At 60.6% G+C, this 17,203-nt stretch carries 13 protein-coding genes, 1 tRNA gene and 1 pseudogene; 5 read left to right on the forward strand and 10 right to left on the reverse strand.

Going from position 1 to position 17,203, the window contains the following annotated elements; translation table 11 throughout:
• Nucleotides 1–14 precede the first annotated feature (14 nt).
• The 10 genes from ACZ9H3_RS01950 to ACZ9H3_RS01995 all read right to left on the reverse strand — a co-directional run bounded on the left by ACZ9H3_RS01950 (nt 15) and on the right by ACZ9H3_RS01995 (nt 12,830).
• Entirely contained in the window at nt 15–1,130 is a 1,116-nt protein-coding gene (locus ACZ9H3_RS01950; protein ID WP_330523121.1) for a polysaccharide lyase, read from the reverse strand.
• Nucleotides 1,121–2,524, reverse strand: a complete 1,404-nt coding sequence (locus ACZ9H3_RS01955; RefSeq protein WP_476219261.1) for an alginate O-acetyltransferase AlgX-related protein — start codon at nt 2,522–2,524, stop codon at nt 1,121–1,123. Before ACZ9H3_RS01955 ends, ACZ9H3_RS01950 begins: the two co-directional genes overlap by 10 nt.
• Before the next feature lie 41 nt (nt 2,525–2,565).
• Complete coding sequence (locus tag ACZ9H3_RS01960; protein ID WP_476219263.1) at nt 2,566–3,219, reverse strand: alginate O-acetyltransferase AlgF; 654 nt, start codon at nt 3,217–3,219, stop codon at nt 2,566–2,568.
• 12 nt (nt 3,220–3,231) lie between these two features.
• Nucleotides 3,232–4,326 (reverse strand): alginate O-acetyltransferase, encoded by a 1,095-nt coding sequence (locus ACZ9H3_RS01965; RefSeq protein WP_476219265.1) that lies wholly within the window; start codon nt 4,324–4,326, stop codon nt 3,232–3,234.
• 9 nt (nt 4,327–4,335) lie between these two features.
• Nucleotides 4,336–5,763 carry an MBOAT family O-acyltransferase gene (locus ACZ9H3_RS01970; RefSeq protein WP_476219267.1) on the reverse strand — a complete coding sequence of 476 codons (1,428 nt, stop codon included), beginning with the start codon at nt 5,761–5,763 and terminating at the stop codon, nt 4,336–4,338.
• Nucleotides 5,764–5,777: 14 nt separating this feature from the next.
• Entirely contained in the window at nt 5,778–7,235 is a 1,458-nt protein-coding gene (locus ACZ9H3_RS01975) for an alginate export family protein (RefSeq protein ID WP_476219269.1), read from the reverse strand.
• Nucleotides 7,232–8,677 carry a tetratricopeptide repeat protein gene (locus tag ACZ9H3_RS01980; RefSeq protein ID WP_476219270.1) on the reverse strand — a complete coding sequence of 482 codons (1,446 nt, stop codon included), beginning with the start codon at nt 8,675–8,677 and terminating at the stop codon, nt 7,232–7,234. Before ACZ9H3_RS01980 ends, ACZ9H3_RS01975 begins: the two co-directional genes overlap by 4 nt.
• Before the next feature lie 10 nt (nt 8,678–8,687).
• Entirely contained in the window at nt 8,688–9,836 is a 1,149-nt protein-coding gene (locus ACZ9H3_RS01985; RefSeq protein ID WP_065760790.1) for a PilZ domain-containing protein, read from the reverse strand.
• A 15-nt stretch (nt 9,837–9,851) separates the two neighbouring features.
• Complete coding sequence (locus ACZ9H3_RS01990) at nt 9,852–11,345, reverse strand: glycosyltransferase (RefSeq protein WP_065760793.1); 1,494 nt, start codon at nt 11,343–11,345, stop codon at nt 9,852–9,854.
• A gap of 177 nt (nt 11,346–11,522) precedes the next feature.
• The gene (locus ACZ9H3_RS01995; RefSeq protein ID WP_102053420.1) at nt 11,523–12,830 is read right to left on the reverse strand and encodes a nucleotide sugar dehydrogenase; all 1,308 of its coding nucleotides are present in this window, start codon (nt 12,828–12,830) and stop codon (nt 11,523–11,525) included.
• 665 nt (nt 12,831–13,495) lie between these two features.
• Here ACZ9H3_RS01995 and ACZ9H3_RS02000 point away from each other — a divergent pair.
• From ACZ9H3_RS02000 to ACZ9H3_RS02020, 5 genes and pseudogenes are all read left to right on the forward strand, one after another.
• A complete protein-coding gene (locus tag ACZ9H3_RS02000; protein WP_099774262.1) occupies nt 13,496–13,861 on the forward strand; it encodes a helix-turn-helix domain-containing protein in 366 nt (121 codons plus the stop codon).
• 79 nt (nt 13,862–13,940) lie between these two features.
• Complete coding sequence (gacA, locus tag ACZ9H3_RS02005) at nt 13,941–14,579, forward strand: response regulator transcription factor GacA (RefSeq protein ID WP_099774263.1); 639 nt, start codon at nt 13,941–13,943, stop codon at nt 14,577–14,579.
• Between the two features lie 2 nt (nt 14,580–14,581).
• Nucleotides 14,582–16,405 (forward strand): excinuclease ABC subunit UvrC, encoded by a 1,824-nt coding sequence (uvrC, locus tag ACZ9H3_RS02010; protein WP_099774264.1) that lies wholly within the window; start codon nt 14,582–14,584, stop codon nt 16,403–16,405.
• A gap of 32 nt (nt 16,406–16,437) precedes the next feature.
• Nucleotides 16,438–16,999 (forward strand): annotated as a pseudogene (pgsA, locus tag ACZ9H3_RS02015) (CDP-diacylglycerol--glycerol-3-phosphate 3-phosphatidyltransferase).
• A 66-nt stretch (nt 17,000–17,065) separates the two neighbouring features.
• Nucleotides 17,066–17,141 (forward strand) — tRNA-Gly (locus ACZ9H3_RS02020).
• The last annotated feature ends 62 nt before the right edge of the window (nt 17,142–17,203 follow it).

Raw genomic sequence — 17,203 nt, forward strand, 5'->3', positions numbered from 1 at the left:
GGTTCGTCCTTGGGTTACGGCAGTTTGGGGTATAACGGCTTGAGCGGGCCGCCGAGCTGGCTGTAGTTGTCGACGTCGCCGTCTTCGCTGTCATACAGCTGACGCGCCAGGCGGTTGTCCGGGGCGCGTTGCAGGAACGGGATCAACCAGGCCAGCTTGTACGGCGCGACATCGGTCTGTGACTGGCCCTTGAGTTCCGGCAGGTTGCCGGGGTCAAGGATGCTGCGCGCGGCAAAGTTGGCCAGCAGTTCCAGGGTTTGCTGATCCTCGCTGCTCCAGGGCAGGTGGTTGGCCCGCGCCGACTCGGCCAGCAGCACCAACGGCACCAGGGCGTACTGGCTGTAGGTCGCGGCCAGCTTGCTGCGCGCCACTTCCAGCGGCAGGTAGGCATAGCTGCCGTCGCTGCTGCGCACGGCCTGCTGCAGGCCTCGGCGCAGGTTGCCGTCGGCCCACTGGATGAAGTCGTCGCGCTGCACCAGCATGCCGGTCGCGGCGACTGCCCAGGCGGCCCAATAGTCATGGTTGTTGAACCAGGTGAAGTCCGGCGTCTGGCGCGGCTGGTACTCACGGATGACCAGCTCGCCAAGGCGCTCGAACCAGGCGTTTTGGGCGGGCGAGAGCTTAACCTTGCCATTGCTCGCCGCCTGGGTCAGCAGCAGGTTCGAGGCCATGGCGGCGACCGCCCATTTACGTGCGGCCATGCCGGTGCTGCTGGCGTCGGGGTTGAGCAGCGCGCCCGCCTGGGCCCAGCGTTCCAGCCACTGGTCCTGGCAGGCCAGGGCCATGTTGGCTTCTTGTGGGGTTTTGGCCCGCAGGAAGCGTTTGTTGGCGTAAATCAGCCCACCGATGAACGCTTTGACCTGCTTGCCGACCTTTTCCGTGCCAGCGTCCGGGTCGCTGCGCAAGGTCGATTTGCTGGCGTCGCTCTGGTCGTACTTGCTCTGCAGTTGCAGGTTGCCGGTGTAGGGCGGTGGCGGCTCTTTACTGCAGGCCAGGCTGCGGTAGTCGGCAATCATCGCCGACTGCGCGGTGGCCTGTGCCGGCCAGATCGAGCTGGCGGCCAGGCTACTGCCCAGGTGCAGCGCGGCGCACAGGCCAAGCCCGGCGACGCTCCAGCGTTTTACAGGCATAGTCGGGTTTCCACTTCAGTGGCAGCAGTGCCGGGTTTGGTGGGTTCAAGAAACACCGAGAGCAGGTTGGCGCCGGCGAATTCCTTGGCCTTGCTCAGTTCCAGGTAGTACTGCCCACCGGTGACGGCTGCTTCGCGGCGGAACCAGACCTTGTCGCGGGCGCCGTTGTCGTAATAGACGATGACGTAGAAGTCCTTGACGTTCTTGTCGCTGATCTTGATGTCGAGAAAGCCCTGGCCACTGCTGAGGTTCTTGCGTGCCTCACCGGCATTGCTGAGCAACTCGATGCGGTCACTGACCTTCAAGGCCGGGCGCTGTACGTGGTTGCCGAGCACTGCGGTAGAGGTCGAGCAACCGCCTTTGATCGCCGGAATCAGTTGCCGATACATGGGTTTGGATTCTAGCTGATAGTTGGCGGGCAACTCCCAGATGATCAGCTTGGGCGGCGCCTTGGGCTTGTAGTTGTCCGAGAGCAGGTATTCCAGCAGCGAGCCATCCTGGCCAACGCCTGGCAGGGCGTAGTTGAGGATGTCCACTTCCAGGTACTGCTTGAGGTAGCCGTCGAAGTTGAACTGCTTGCTCTCGTCCTCACGGGCGGCCGAGTTACTGTCACCGACCAGAATCACCTCTGGGTCCGGTGCTTCGTCGAACAGTGCGTTGGCGTCGTCGGCCATGGGGATGGTCTGGTAGCCACGCACGTACTGGAAGCCATAGTTGTTGCCGCAGATATAGCTCATCGCCAGGTTCAGGGTGCCGTCCTTGGGCACCATGACGCCAGGTTCAGTGCGGTACTGCTTTTTGCTCAGTTCGGCATAGAACGGCTGCCGGCGCACCTCGTCGGCCAGCAAGCGTGCAGTTGCCTCGGCACCACTGGGGGTCCAGTGGTGGTCACGACGAAAGAAGTACTCGCCCTTGGGCGGGGTGTGCACCAGTTGCATCATGTCGGGTACCACTGCGCCGGCACTGCGCAACTGTTGCAGGTAGCTGCTCAGGTTGCCGCTGGCCCGGGCGAAGTCGAAGCCATGCAGTTGGTCGGGATAGAGCTTGTCGCGGTGCATCAGCCCACGGGTGGGCTGGATCGCCATGGCGACATGGATACCTTGTTGGCGGAACGCAGCCATCAGCCGGGCAAACTCTGGACGCATCGGCGCCGGGATACCGAAATCGTTGGTCAGGTCGACCATCGAGCGGAACAGCCAGCGGTTTTTGCCCGGGACAATTTCACGCATCAGCTTCATGCGCCCTTCGGCGTACTTCTGCGGGTCGCTCAGGGCGGGGCAGGTCATGCACTCAAGGCTCTCGCAGGCAGCACGTTTGCCGGTTTCAGTTGCCGTGGCGGGCAGGCTGAAGCAGGCAAGGGCGGCGACAAGGCCCAGGGGGAGTAAAGTCTTCATGTGCGCGATTCATCATCCTGTTGAACAAGTGCAGTGGTCATTCACTCGCTGGGGTCAATGCTGTTGGCCAGGCTCAGGCTGCGGTAGCCGCTGCCTTGAGGCAGCAGCACGTAGCTGTAGGAGCGACCCTTCTTCAGGAACAGTTCCTCGAACCTGGCCACGTTCTGTTCCTCGACATAGGCGGCGAAGCCGATCTTGATTTCGTTGACCATGCGGCTGCCGGTCTGGTCCTTGCCCAGCGGGTCGATGATCACGTGCTTGCCGTCGACGGTCTTCAACGCCGCCTTGGCCGGCGTCAGGTTGTAGAAGGCGATCTGGGCCTTCTTCGGTTCGTTGATGTACTTGTCGGCAATCAGGGTGAGGCTTTTGCCGTCATAGACCACGGTACTGGCGGCGTTCTTGATCAGTTGCGGTTCGATCGACTGGCTGCCGACCGCAATCTTGTGTGTACCGGCAGGGGTGAAACGGTAGCCGCTGAGTTGCCCGGGGGCGACCTTCTGCGGGGTTACCTTGCCGCTCAGGGTCACTTCGATGTTGCTGTTGCTCAGGTTCAATACCCGAACAAAGGCCGAGTCGGCCGGGGCCACGGCGTCATACAGGTCGGCGTTGCCTTCGGCGGCGAGAACAATCGGTGCGTTGAGTACGCCAAGGGCCAGAGCGCTGGCGGCCAGGAACTGCTGCAAGGTGCGGGTCATGGGGATCTTCCTTTAAAAGTGTTGGGGCTGGGCGGGGCGGCTCAGTGAACCGATCCGGTGGACAAGCAGGGTGCGCAGCGGGAACTCCCAGACCACGGTGTCGATCTGGGGATTGGCCAGTTGGTCGCTCTGCAGGAATTGGGTCATGGCTTCGAATGGCCCGCGGGCCTCGACGGCGACACTGAGCAGGTCGCGGTTCAGCGCTTCCTTGAGGAAACCGACGAAGTTCCAGTCATCGATCTTGCTGTAGCTGGTGCCGACCAGCAGCAGGCTCTGGTGTTCCTCGGCGAACAGCTGATCGGCGTCCTGGCTGGCCTTGAGGGTTTCGTAGACGGCGATCGAATTGGCACCGAACTGCGGGGCCAGGGGGCTTTGCCCGAACTGGATGTAGTTCATCAAGTCGCCCTTGACGATTTTTTCCGCCACCTTGTTCGACACGTAGCGTTCGTCACCGAGCAACTCAGGCCGTTGGCGGGCCAGTTCATGAGCGGCCAGGCGGGCACCTTCCGGGCTCCAGTGGGTGTCGGACTTGAGGAACAGTTCCGGCCCTTCCAGGTGCTGCAGAAAGGTTGAACGCACCGGGGTGACGGCGATTTGTCGTGCCTGGAGCTGGCCGACGAAACGGTCATACAGGCTCACTACCCGCGGGTCGAAGGGGTGTTGGGTGTGGGCCGCATAGATGTCCAGCTTCATGGGCAACGGCAGTACGATCAGCTGCTTGTTGTGCTGTTTGAGTTGCTGCTCGACCGCGGCAATCTGTGCCAGTTGCCCCTCAATGTTGGCGTCCAGGTCGTTGGGTACGCGGTACTCCTGGTTGGTGTAGAGCCAGCCGTCCTTGCCCAGCACCACACCTTTGGTGCCTTCGCCAAACAGTTGGTACTGGGCGTTGGCCCACAGTGCTACCGAGGGTTCGCGCAGGAAGAAACGCTTGTCGTAGGCTTGCTCGAACTTGCGCAGCAACTTGCCATCGACGAACAGCGTCCAGGCGTCGCTCTGGTTTTTTGCGAAACTGAAAACGGGCGGTAGCGAGTAGATGAACATGCCCGCCAACACCAGGCAGAACAGAATGCCGTTGACCTTGCTTGCCGAGTTGAACACCGGGTACATGGCAGTCTCCTAGAACTGGAAGTACAAGAAGGGCGAGAAGGAGTGCGCCGCCAGGCTGCTCAGCGCCAGGCCGAACCCGCACCACAGCAGCACGGCCTTGAGGCCGCCGACGTGGCGCATGAAGTAGTGCTCCTTGTTGCCGGCGTAGTAGCGCACGTTGTTGCTCCCGGCCAGGATCAGCCAGCACAGCGCCACGGCGGCAAAGGACATGGCCATCTTCGACGCGCCGAGTACGTACAGCTCCAGCGAGCCGAGACCGTTGAAACCGAGCAGCGCCTGGTAGATGGCCAGGCTGTGGCGCAGGTCGTTGGTGAAAAACAGCGGCATGCTGAGGATGATCAACAACGCCGTGCGCAGGTTGCGGCCCAGGTGGTAGGGCGTGGTGATCTTGGTCGCCAAGTCGAATTTGCGCTCGATCACCATGCCAAAACCGAAGAACAGCCCCCAGCAGATGAACGCGAAGCTGGCACCGTGCCAAAGGCCCGACAGCAGCATGGTGTAGACCAGTGCGGGAAGGGCACCGGCAATGCGTTTGCGTACCAGCGGCATGTACACGTAGTCACGCAGGAAGTGCGCCAGGGTCATGTGCCAGCGGGCCCAGAACTCGGTGATGCTCTGCGAGACGTAGGGCTGGTTGAAGTTCTCCGGAAAACGAAAGCCCATCATCAGGGCCAGGCCCAGGGCCATATGGCTGTAGCCAGCAAAGTCGAAGTACAGCTGCAGGGTCGAGACCACCAGGCCGAACCAGGCATCGCTCAATTGCAGGGTTCCTTCGCTGACGAACAGCACGTTGATCGGCGCCAGTTGGTCGGCGATCAGTACTTTCATGATGAAACCGAGCATGAACCGGCACACGCCCAGCGAGAACAGCTCCAGTGAATGGGTCCGCTGGCGCAGTTGTGGGGCCAATTGGCTGTAGCGCAGGATCGGCCCGGCAACCAGGTGAGGGAACAGTGCAACGAACGCAGCAAAGTCGATGAAGTTGTTGGTCGGCGTGGCGTCCTTGCGGTAAATGTCGACGATGTAGCTCAGGGCATGGAACACATAGAAGGAGATGCCCAGCGGCAGGAAAATCGTCTCCAGGGTAAAGGTATTGATGCCCAGCGGTGCGAGCAGGGCGGCCAGCACTTCGGCGCCGAAGTTGGCGTACTTGAAGTAGCCCAGGGTCGACAGGTTGCCGATGATGCCGATCCACAACAGGCGAAACGCCCAGCGTTTGTCGCCGGCATCCAGGCGTGCCTTGATGCGCAGGCCGAACCAGTAGTTCCAGTAGGTAATGGCGACGAACAACAGCAGAAAGTCCGGGCGCCACCAGGCGTAGAAGATGTAGCTGGCGGCCACGATCACCGTTGAGCGCCACTGCGGCCGGGCAAGGAAGTACACGGCCAGGAACAGCGGCAGGTAAAGGAACAGAAAGACGTTGGAGGCGAAGATCATCTCGGGGCCCGTCCTTAGTAGCTGATCACGACGCCGAGCGTCAGCTGATAGTCATCGCCGGTGTCCAGCGCGTTACCTGCATTCAGGTAGCTGGCGCTGACCAGGGTGTTGACGTCCAGGTGTTTGCCGTCGATGGCCACGGGAAACATTTTCCAGTAGTAGTTCAGGTCGAGCATCTGCCCGACGGTCTTGCCACCGGTATGGGTGCCTTGGGTGATAGCCTGATTACGCGCACTGCGCTGATCACCGTCGATGCGGATCGGCAGGGTGCCTTCGGCGTCCCGCAGCTTGAGCTCGGTGAGCCTCAGGTCCAGGGCACTGCGTGGGGTTGGCTGGGTTTCCAGGGCAAAGCCGTAGTAACTGAGGTTGCGCAGGTCCAGGCTGACGAACGAACTGGTCAGACGGGTGCTATAGGAGCCTTGGCGGGTGATACGGTCAGACTGGATGGTGTTCAGGCGAAAGCCGTCGTTATCATCGCTGGGCTTGTCGGTCAGGCCACCGCGCAATGCCAGGCGTGGGGTCCAGGGCAGGTCGTGGAAGCGCTTGCCAATCTCGCCCAGTGCCGCCCAGCCACGGGTACTGTTGCCGGTGCTGGTAATACCATTGCCGTCGGTGTTGTCGATCTTGCCATCAAGCCCGGCCAGCTCCAGGTGGTAGTCGCTGAACAGCGGGCTGACCTGCAAGTCATCGGCCTTGAAGAACAGCCCGTAGCGCATGCCCTTGAAGTCGTAGCGGTCTTCAGGGTCGTGGCCGCTGTGGTCGTCCTCATGCATCAGGCGTACGCCCGCCCAGTTACGCTCGCTCCAGCGGTAGGCATACTCACCCATCAGGTAGGTGGTGCGCTCTTCGCTGTCGGCCAGGGTGTTGACGTCACTGTTGTAGTTGTAGAACTTCTGCGCCACGGCGAGGAAGCCATGGGAGAAGGTGTCGTTGTAGTTGAAACGCAACGACTCAAGGCTGTCATCCCACCAGATCCCGTAGTCGTCAAAGTAGCGCTGGCGGCCTGCCGACAGTGAAAAACGCGGGTCGTCACCCAGCAGGTTGCGTTTGACGTAGAGCTCGCGCAGCTCGGCGTACCAGCCTTCGGGCTGCTCGCGGCCGAAGCTGTTGGCGTTTTCATTCTGCACGCTGATTGCCTGGCTGGAGTCATAGTCCAGCCACAGGCGGCCGTAGACCTGCCACTTGGCCCAGCGCTTTTCCGGTGAGTACCAGGCGAACGAGGGCTCGTAGCGCAGGCTGTAGAACATCTCGCGACTGCGGCCGACCTGGGAGTTTTCCGGGCCGTAGCCGGTTTGCACGGTGAGCTTGTTGAAGAACTCGGAGGTAATCAGCGGCTCGCTGCCATCGCTGGCGGCAACCCGTACCGGTTCACTGCTGTCGGCTTCCGGGCCGGTGATTTCTTCGGCGGCCAAGGCTGCGTAAACAGGGGTCAGGGCGAGCAGGGCGCCGAACAGGGAGTGGTGCGCTTTCACAGGGTAGCCTCCTTCAACAGATCGTTACGGGCCACGAGGGCGCGTTCGATGTCATCCTTTTTCAGGGTTTTTTCCAGGCGTTTGAGCAGGCTGCGGGCGCCGTTTTCGCCCAGGTCCAGAGCGACCCGTGCATAGGTGTAGGCCTTGACCGGGTCATGACAGATCGCCCGGCCATACGCATGCAGGGTCGCCATGCGGTACCAGGCCGCGGTGGAGCCGTCTTGTGCCTGTTGCTGGAAAATCGCCAGGGCTTTTTCCTGGTCGGGCTCGTCCTCGACGCCCTTGCTGTAGTACTCGCCAAGCAGCAGTTGGGCATCGGGGTAGTGGCTGGCGATCAGTTCATCGATCAGCGCACGGGCTTTGTCCGGGTCGAGGGTGAGCCAGTTGTTGACCATGTAGAACGAGGCTTGCAGTGCCTTGGCCCGGGTTGGCTCCCGGGTCTTTACCTGGTCGATCAGGCTTTGGGTTTCCTCGGCGTTGTGCTCGGTCGGGTTGGAGATCATGTAGTTGGCCTTGGACACCATCGCCGGGACGAAACCGCGCTCCACCGCGTTGTCACGCCAGCGGTGAGCTTCGGCGGTGGCAAGATCAAGGGCTTCGGCCTCGGCCTTTTCCTGGGCCAGTTGCTGTGGGCTCGGTTGGGCTTTGTCCGGGCCCATGCCGCTGGCCTGGCGCTCGTAGCGGTCGGCGTCCTGTTCGGCGCGGCGCACGCTGGTGATGCTGTCGAGCAGTGAACCGATACGGTGAACGATGTCCACCGGCAGTTGCGGCCGCTCGGCCTCCAGGGTTCGGGCGAAGGCCGGGAAGGCCGTGTCCTGATCCTCGCCAAGGAAGCGGTAATAGCGGTCGATGGCCCGCAGGTCAGTCCGCACCGCCTGTTGATAGCCTCGCTCGGCCGCGGCACGATCGCCCTGGCGCTCGGCCAGAACAGCGCGGTACAACGCGGGACGGCAGTTGAGCAGGCACGACTGCTCATACAGGCCAAGCACCTGCGCCGCTTCATGGGTTGGCACCAGTTCCGGGTACACCAGGAACACTTCCAGGGTTGTGCTGGCGTTACGCGGGTCGAGGTTGCTCGGGTAGCGCGTCAGCGCCTGTTCAACCCAGGCGCGCTGGCCCTGGCGCAGGCTCGGGCTGCGGTCGAGCAGGCGCGCCAGTGAAGCCAGCGCCGGGACAAGCCCGCGCCCGTCGGCAAAGGCTTCGCGGTACAGACGAATCACTTCCTGGCGGCTGGCACCTTCACTGCTCGACAACAGGTCGCCCAGCAACAGCTTGGACGCCAGGTCACCACGCTCGGCCAGCACGCGCAGATCAGCCGTGACCTCGGCGCTGGGGTCTTTGTACAGCGCATAGCGGATTTGCTCCAGGCTCTGCCCGGCCAACGCCGGGGCAGTGCAGGCCAGGGCGCCGAGCAGCAACCAGGTGGGCGTCATCGGTTTCATCGCTCGGCCCTTAGCGCGACAGCGACGGCAGACCGAGGAACAGGTCTACTGACACCGGTTTCAGATAGGCCTGGGCTGGCAAGCGCGTGTCCGGACGGATCGTCAGGGCCAGGTTCTTGTTCAGCTCATCCACCCGCGAGTCCACCACCGTGCCGGTGAAGCGCTCGTCGAGGCCGAACACCTGCAGGTCGACCGAGGTCACCCGGGAGATGTCGGCGAGCTTGTCGAACGGCACGTTGGCGGTGACGAACAGGTCTTCGTTTTTCGGCAGCAGGTGCATGAGTGGCGCCTGCTTGTAGCCGAAGCCGTCCAATGGCTTGCTTGGGAAGTACACCTGGCAGTCGCACGGGCTGTTGATCACGGTTTCGATGGTGGCGCGACCGAGCAGGGTTTGCAGGTCGCCGGGCGACAGGTCGGCGACTGCCTTCATGTCGGCCGGGCTGGTAAAGCTGGTCGCCAGTTGCGTTGAAATGCTCGCCACCGGCTCGCCGGCCTTGACCTCGGTCTGCCCCGGTTGCAGCAGGAACTTCACATAGCCGTTGTCGGGCATGCTGATGACCTGGGCATTGGCCGACACCTGGGCTTGCAGCGCCGGGATGCGAAACAGCAGCAGGTAGCTCTTGTAGGCAACAAAGCTCAGCGCGGCGATCCCGGCGGCGGTGTACAGCAGGGTGCCGGTCATGGCCTTGAGGCGGTCGCCGGCTGAACGCGCGCTGGCATAGGTGTGCTTGCGTTCCTTGATGTAGTTCTCGCGTTGCATCACGTTGAACAGGCCATTGATGTCGGCGATTTCGCCGGACATGTAGGCGGTGATGATGTAGCGCAGGATGTCGCGCTTCTGGGTATCGAGGTCGACGAACTGTGCGCCGACCTCCTGGCCGCGCTGGGACACGATCTTGACCTTGCTGTCGATATTCAGGTCGATCTGATTCAGTCGCAGCTTGATCGAGGCGTTGTACAGGCTGCCGATCTTCAGCGGGTCTGCATGAACCAGGCCGATACCGCCCAGGGAAATGTCCTGCAGCGTGCTCTCGAATGAGGGTTGGCCCGTTGCGCTGAGCAGGACCCGGGCATTGAGTTTGGTGCGCACGTACTGACGTTCGTCGATCGCTTCATGGACCACATTGGCCGGTACTGTTGGGGTGCTGGAGCTACTCATGACAGGCGCCTTTCCTTAACGTTGCGTGAGTTCGAGAAGAACCGAGATGACCCCGAAGAAGATCGCGATGGAGGAACACAGCATCGCTTTGGAGGACCAGCGGTTCAGGGCTGCATCGAAGTTGACGCTGCCGTTGCTTAATGTGGTTTTTTGTCGGGTCCAGCGCTGTTGGTCCATGTGGAACATTGCGTAAACCTTCATCACCGAGCCGACGATCTGGTTGTAATAAAGAACGAACGGGTACACCGGGCTTACCGGGTGCCCGGCAAACAGGAACATCACCGTGACCAGGGTGCGCGACAGCAGCACCCAGAACAGGTACACCAGCAGGTACTGGATGCCGAACACCAGGCCGGCCACCACCGATGCAGTCAGGCCCATCAGGCATGTCCACATCGATACCCGCTGATCCAGCAGCACATACAGGGTGAACAGCCCCAGTCGCGCTCGCCCGAGCAGGTGGGTGGCGCGGAAGTTCTGCCGCAGCGAGTTGCCGTACCAGCGGAACATCAACTGCCGGGTTGCACGCCAGAAGCTGTTGTCTGGCGGATGCTCCACGGTCAGGGTGTTGCTGTCGGGCACATAGAAGGTGTCCCAACCCGCACGCATCAGGCTCAACCAGGATGACTTGTCGTCACCGGTGAGGAACTGGAAGCGGCCCAGGCGCCAGTGTTCGAGGAAGTCGGCTTCGACATCCCTGATGAACTCGGGGTCGGTCATCACACTGGCACGGAAGAACGACAGCCGCCCGGTCAGGGTCAGCACGCGGTGCGACAGGGCCATCGAGCACATGTTGATGTGCCGTTGAACAAAACGCATCGAGTGCCATTCGCGCATCAGGCGGCTGCCTTCGACCTCGCAGAACTCGTTGGTGGTCAGGCCGCCGACATTGGGCAGGTAGGCAAACAGCTTGACCGCACGTTCGACACAGCCGGGCAGCATCATGGTGTCGCCATCGACCACGCCGACCACCGAGTCTTCCATGGGCATCTGCCGCGACAGTGCGCGAAAGGCATGCGCCAGGCCATCACGCTTGCCGGTGCCGCGGGCGCGGACGATAACCAGCTTGATGTCGTCGCGGCCCTTGACCTCGTTACGCATGATGTCCTTGATGAAGTGCTCGTCGCCTTTCTCGACGATCGAGGCGATGACCGTGCACGGTACCTTGAGCCGCTGCACTTCCTGGAATACCGACTGGTAGACCTTGAAGGTGGTATGGGTCGGGATACGGAAACTGGTGACCACCATGAACATGTGGGCTGGCAGTGCTGCATCGCCCATGCGCTCGACGGCCTTGCGAATACGTGGAAACTTCCAGTGCAGGAAGTACATGCCGCGCAGGTAATGGACAATGGCGTTGCCATAGCGCCACATGCCCAGGGTGCCGATGATGAAAATGAACAGGTGGTGATTGGGGTCCAGGTATTGCGGTGCAACCATTTCCGAGGCCAGCGCGACCAAGCCGAACAGGCAGGCCCAGGCGCAGAAGCGTGCGCTTGCCCTGAGCATGCCTGAGTGACCCGCAGGTTGGCCTGACTGTCGTTCCATGTGTTCGTCTCTCCTTGATGGTGGCGGCGCCTGCCGGCGACACGGCTGCACGTCGCCGTCCCGCGAGGCGGGCGGACGATGGCAGGTCATGTCAGTTGATGGCGGGTGCCGGCTGCTCTCTTGGCGGAGCGTTCAGGCTTACCAGCAGATCCCTTCACGGGAAGCGTCGCTGGTATGCGGCATGAAGCCGACCAGATCGACGATCTGCTTGTTGTCGTTGCGCTCCAGCGCCAGGGCGAAACGGTTGTCGTTGTTACCGAGCACGATCACGTCCGAGTCGTCGATGACCTGTTGCAAGTCGTTGCAGAGCAGTGAGGAGACGTGCGGGATTTTCCCTTCGATGTAATCGCGGTTGGCGCCGAATACCCGCGCGTACTCCACGTTGGCGTCGTAGATGCGCAGGTCATAACCTTTGCCGATCAGCATTTCGGCCAGCTCTACCAGCGGGCTCTCGCGCAGGTCGTCACTGCCAGCCTTGAAGCTCAAGCCGAGCAGGCCGATACGACGTTTGTCGAAACCGGTCACCAGGTCGAATGCGTTCTGCACCTGGCTGCGGTTACTGGCCATGATCGAGGCAAGCAGTGGGTGTTCGACGTCCAGCTGACCGGCGCGGTAGGTGAGGGCGCGAACATCCTTGGGCAGGCACGAGCCACCGAAGGCAAAGCCGGGGCGCAGGTAATAGCGTGACAGATTGAGTTTGTGGTCCTGGCAGACCACATCCATCACTTCACGGCCGTCGACGCCCGAGGCCTTGGCAATGTTACCGATCTCATTGGCGAAGCTGACCTTGGTCGCATGCCAGACGTTGCAGGTGTACTTGATCATTTCGGCGACTTCGATCGACTTGCGAATCACCGGTGCGTCCAGGCCCTCGTAGAGCGATTGCAGCAGCTCGCCAGACTGGCTGTCGAGCTCTCCGATGACGGTCATCGCCGGGAAGTCGTAGTCGTTGATCGCCGTACTTTCGCGGAGGAACTCCGGGTTCACCGCGACGCCGAAGTCGACACCGGCACGTTTGCCGGACGTGGCTTCAAGCAGTGGGATCACCACATTCTTCACTGTTCCGGGCAGCACGGTGCTGCGTACCACGACGGTGTGCCGCGAGGGCTTGTCACGCAGCGCTTCACCGATCTGGCGACACACAGCCTCCATGTAGACCAGGTCCAGGTCGCCGTTCTTCTTGCTCGGGGTACCAACGCAGAGCAGTGACAGGTCGGTTTCCAGAACTGCGGCCTGAACATCGGTCGTGCCACGCAGCAGCCCTTTGCGCAGGCCCTCCTGCAGCAATGCCTCAAGGCCAGGCTCAACGATGGGTGACTGGCCTTGGTTGATCATCTCGATCTTGGCCTCGGAGATATCGACACCGATCACCTGATGTCCGCGTGCCGAAAGGCAACCGGCACAGACAGCCCCAACATAACCCAATCCAAAAATACTGATATGCATAGTTCCCTCTCTCCCGGTTCATCGACTGATCCGGGATCGTTAGTTAGACATGTTTATAGGGCGGCAGGCGCACGCTGACAGACAGCGCGAAGTTGTATTGCGCAGGCGGTTTTTCTGTCTTTTTTACATCCTATAAGACGACTTTTAATACTTGCAAGTGGCGAGTGTCTACAAAGTTGATGAGTGGTCAAATTAAATCAGTTAAATATAAAAAACCTTTTTAAATCAATGACTTAAAGTTTGATGTAAGTTGGGCGTCAAAAAATTGAAGGCTTTTTCGTGGTGGTTTGTTGGCGTCAAAATTTCTGCTTAAGGCGTTTTTTGGGCCTGAAACATTGAGGTGTGTTCATTTTTTTGGCGCGTGCGCTCGCGCAGTGTCAGTGCGCGCAGTTCATGTGTTTTTTATAGTGTGTGGTGGGCCGCTGCAGCTAACTTCGATAACATTCAATACTCTGTAATACCGCTGTGATAGGGAACTTCTGCGTTGCCAGAATTAATGTTCAAACACTAACGGTGTGTGGGAATGAGTGGCGTCATGTCGGGCTGTCACGGGCTGGCTTGTGTTGCACGCTGCATCGCGTGCATAGTTCAGCAGCGCTTCATTACCTATTGTTATTTTCAGGGAGCCCCCCTTGGGGGTGTCGTGTAAGGGATTTTGTATTCAGATGACTGGAATCGGTTCGCGTATCAGGGAAGAAAGAGAGCGGCTTGGGCTGACTCAGCGTGCTTTTGGCGACATCGGTGGTGTCGAGCCCAATGCTCAGGGCAAATACGAGAGTGGTGAGCGAACGCCCAAGCTGGACTATCTGGCCGCTGTGGCAGGGCGCGGTGTCGATGCCTTGTATGTGCTCACCGGGGTGCATACTCCGGTGACGGCCAAGGGCTTGTCGTCTGCTGAAAGCCAGTTGCTCGATTGCTATCGAACATTGCCGCAGGCCGATCAGGAGGCTGTGGTGCAATTGCTTCACAGCCTGTCCAGGGGGATGCAGCGGCCCGCTGTGGGTGTAAGGAAATTGACGTCGGTATCGTGACGCTTTCCGTTAGGATTCGTGCCGGGTTTTTTGTTAGAGTGGCGGGATCCAATTTAAGACCGTAACGCGAGGTGTCAGCTTGATTAGGGTCCTGGTGGTCGATGATCACGATCTGGTGCGTACAGGCATTACCCGAATGCTGGCTGATATCGACGGTCTTCAGGTGGTCGGCGAGGCGGATTCGGGCGAGGCTTCATTGAAGGTCGCGCGTGAGTTGAAGCCGGATGTCGTCCTGATGGACGTCAAGATGCCGGGTATCGGCGGCCTGGAAGCCACCCGCAAGCTGCTGCGTAGCCACCCTGATGTGAAAGTGGTGGCGGTAACGGTCTGTGAAGAGGACCCGTTCCCGACACGTTTGCTGCAGGCTGGAGCTGCGGGCTACCTGACCAAGGGCGCTGGGCTGGATGAAATGGTTCAGGCCATACGCCTGGTGTTTGCCGGGCAGCGTTATATCAGCCCACAGATCGCCCAGCAGCTTGCACTCAAGCCGTTCCAGCCGCAGGGTTCGCCTTTCGACGCGTTGTCCGAACGAGAGATCCAGATCGCGCTGATGATCGTCGGTTGCCAGAAGGTACAGATCATTTCCGACAAGCTGTGCTTGTCGCCGAAAACCGTGAACACGTACCGTTACCGTATCTTTGAAAAGCTTTCGGTCACCAGCGACGTCGAACTGACGTTGCTGGCGGTCCGCCATGGCATGGTCGACGCCAATCTCTGAACATGATCCCTGTTTTTGATTCAAGCGCCTTCCTGGCGACCTGCAGTGGTCGCCCGGGCGTCTATCGAATGTTCGACGAGGACGCGCGCCTGCTTTATGTAGGCAAGGCGAAGAACCTCAAAAAGCGCTTGGCCAGCTATTTTCGCAAGACCGGTCTTGCGCCGAAAACGGCAGCGCTGGTGGGCAAGATCGCTCAGGTCGAAACCACCATTACCGCCAACGAGACCGAGGCGCTGCTGCTGGAGCAGACGCTGATCAAGGAATGGCGGCCGCCTTACAACATCCTGCTACGTGACGACAAATCCTACCCCTATGTCGTGCTTTCCGAGGGTGAATACCCGCGCCTGGGCATTCACCGTGGCGCCAAGAAGGCCAAGGGCAAGTATTTTGGGCCTTATCCCAGCGCCGGAGCCATTCGCGAGAGCCTGAACCTGCTGCAAAAAACCTTCCTGGTGCGCCAGTGTGAAGACAGCTATTACAGCAACCGCACGCGGCCTTGCCTGCAGTATCAGATCAAGCGCTGCAAGGCTCCGTGTGTCGGTCTGGTTGAGCCGCAGGTGTATGCCGAGGATGTACGTCACTCGGTGATGTTCCTGGAAGGGCGCAGCCACCAACTGACCGATGAGTTGAGTGCGGCCATGGAGCGTGCAGCCATGGCCCTGGAGTTCGAGCGCGCGGCTGAGTTGCGCGATCAGATTGCCTTGCTGCGGCGGGTCCAGGACCAGCAGAGCATGGAGGGCGGTAGCGGTGATGTCGATGTGATAGCCGCGTTCGTCAACCCGGGTGGTGCCTGCGTACACCTGATCAGTGTGCGTGGCGGGCGAGTGCTGGGCAGCAAGAACTTCTTTCCGCAGGTGGGTATTGAGGAGGACGTGGCCGAAGTCATGGCTGCGTTTCTCTCGCAGTATTATGTGGGGAACCCTGAACGCGACCTGCCGGGCGAGTTGATCGTCAACGTGGTGCATGAGGACTTCGAGGCGATCACCGCCGCGATCCATAGCCTGCGTGGCCGCGAGTTGAGCATCAGCCACCGGGTTCGCGGCACGCGCGCGCGCTGGCAGCAACTGGCGGTTACCAACGCCGAACAGGCGCTGATGGCGCGCCTGGCCAACCGCCAGCACATGGCGGCGCGATTTGAAGCACTGGCTCAGGTGCTCAAGCTCGACGAGATCCCTCAACGACTGGAGTGCTACGACATCAGTCACTCCAGCGGTGAGGCGACCGTGGCGTCCTGCGTGGTGTTCGGGCCGGAAGGCCCGCTCAAGTCGGACTACCGTCGCTACAACATTGAAGGCGTGACGGCTGGCGACGATTATGCGGCCATGCACCAGGCCTTGACCCGACGCTTTGCCCGGCTCAAGGAAGGCGAGGGTAAACTGCCCGATATCCTGCTGGTGGACGGCGGCAAGGGCCAACTGAACATGGCTCGGGATGTACTGCAGGAACTGGCCGTACCCGAGCTGATTCTGCTGGGCGTGGCCAAGGGCGTTACGCGCAAGGCCGGCTTTGAAACCCTTTACCTGAATGATGCCGCCCACGAGTTCACGTTGCGCGGGGATTCCCCGGCGTTGCACCTGATCCAGCAGATTCGCGATGAGGCCCACCGGTTTGCCATCACCGGCCACCGTGCCCGACGCGGCAAGGCGCGGCGTACCTCCAGCCTTGAAGGTGTTGCCGGGGTAGGGCCCAAGCGTCGTCGCGACCTGCTCAAACACTTCGGTGGGCTGCAGGAATTGGCCCGTGCCAGCGTAGAAGAAATCGCTAAAGCACCCGGAATCAGTAAAAAGCTCGCTGAGTCGATTTATGACAGCCTGCATAGCGAGTAGAATGCCCGCTCACTTTGCAGCCAGTTGTGCCGATGAATATTCCTAATTTGCTTACCGTTCTTCGCGTCCTGCTCATACCGATCTTCATTTTGTTGTTCTATATGCCTTACCACTGGAGCTACCTTGCCGCCAGCACGGTCTTTGCCATTGCCGCAGCGACCGACTGGCTGGATGGCTACCTGGCCCGGCGCCTGCAACAGAGCACACCGTTCGGTGCGTTTCTCGACCCTGTTGCCGACAAACTGATGGTTGCGGTAGCGCTGGTATTGCTGGTTCAGGTGCATGCCAACTTGTGGCTGACCTTGCCCGCGGCGGTCATCATCGGGCGCGAAATCGTTGTCTCGGCGCTGCGCGAGTGGATGGCCGAGCTTGGCGCCCGCGCTCATGTAGCGGTGTCGAACCTGGGCAAATGGAAGACCGCCGCGCAGATGCTGGCGCTGGTGATCCTGTTGGCCCAACCCGCCGGTGCTCAACTTCTGGGTGGTGCTGGGTTATTCGTTGCTGATGATCGCTGCGGGCCTGACCTTGTGGTCGATGCAACAGTACTTGCGGGCGGCCTGGCCACACCTGCGGGACGGTTCAGAAAAAAAATAAAACTTTTTTGAATCAAAGGCTTGACGAGGTTTTTAAAATCGCTAGAATAGCCTCCATCAAGACGACGCGGGAATAGCTCAGTTGGTAGAGCACGACCTTGCCAAGGTCGGGGTCGCGAGTTCGAGTCTCGTTTCCCGCTCCAAATTTGGTGCAGCGAATCTTGATAGATTAATAGAAAGGTGCGCTGCACATGAAAAACCCCAA

This window comes from Pseudomonas sp. TE3910 (genome assembly GCF_056279025.1).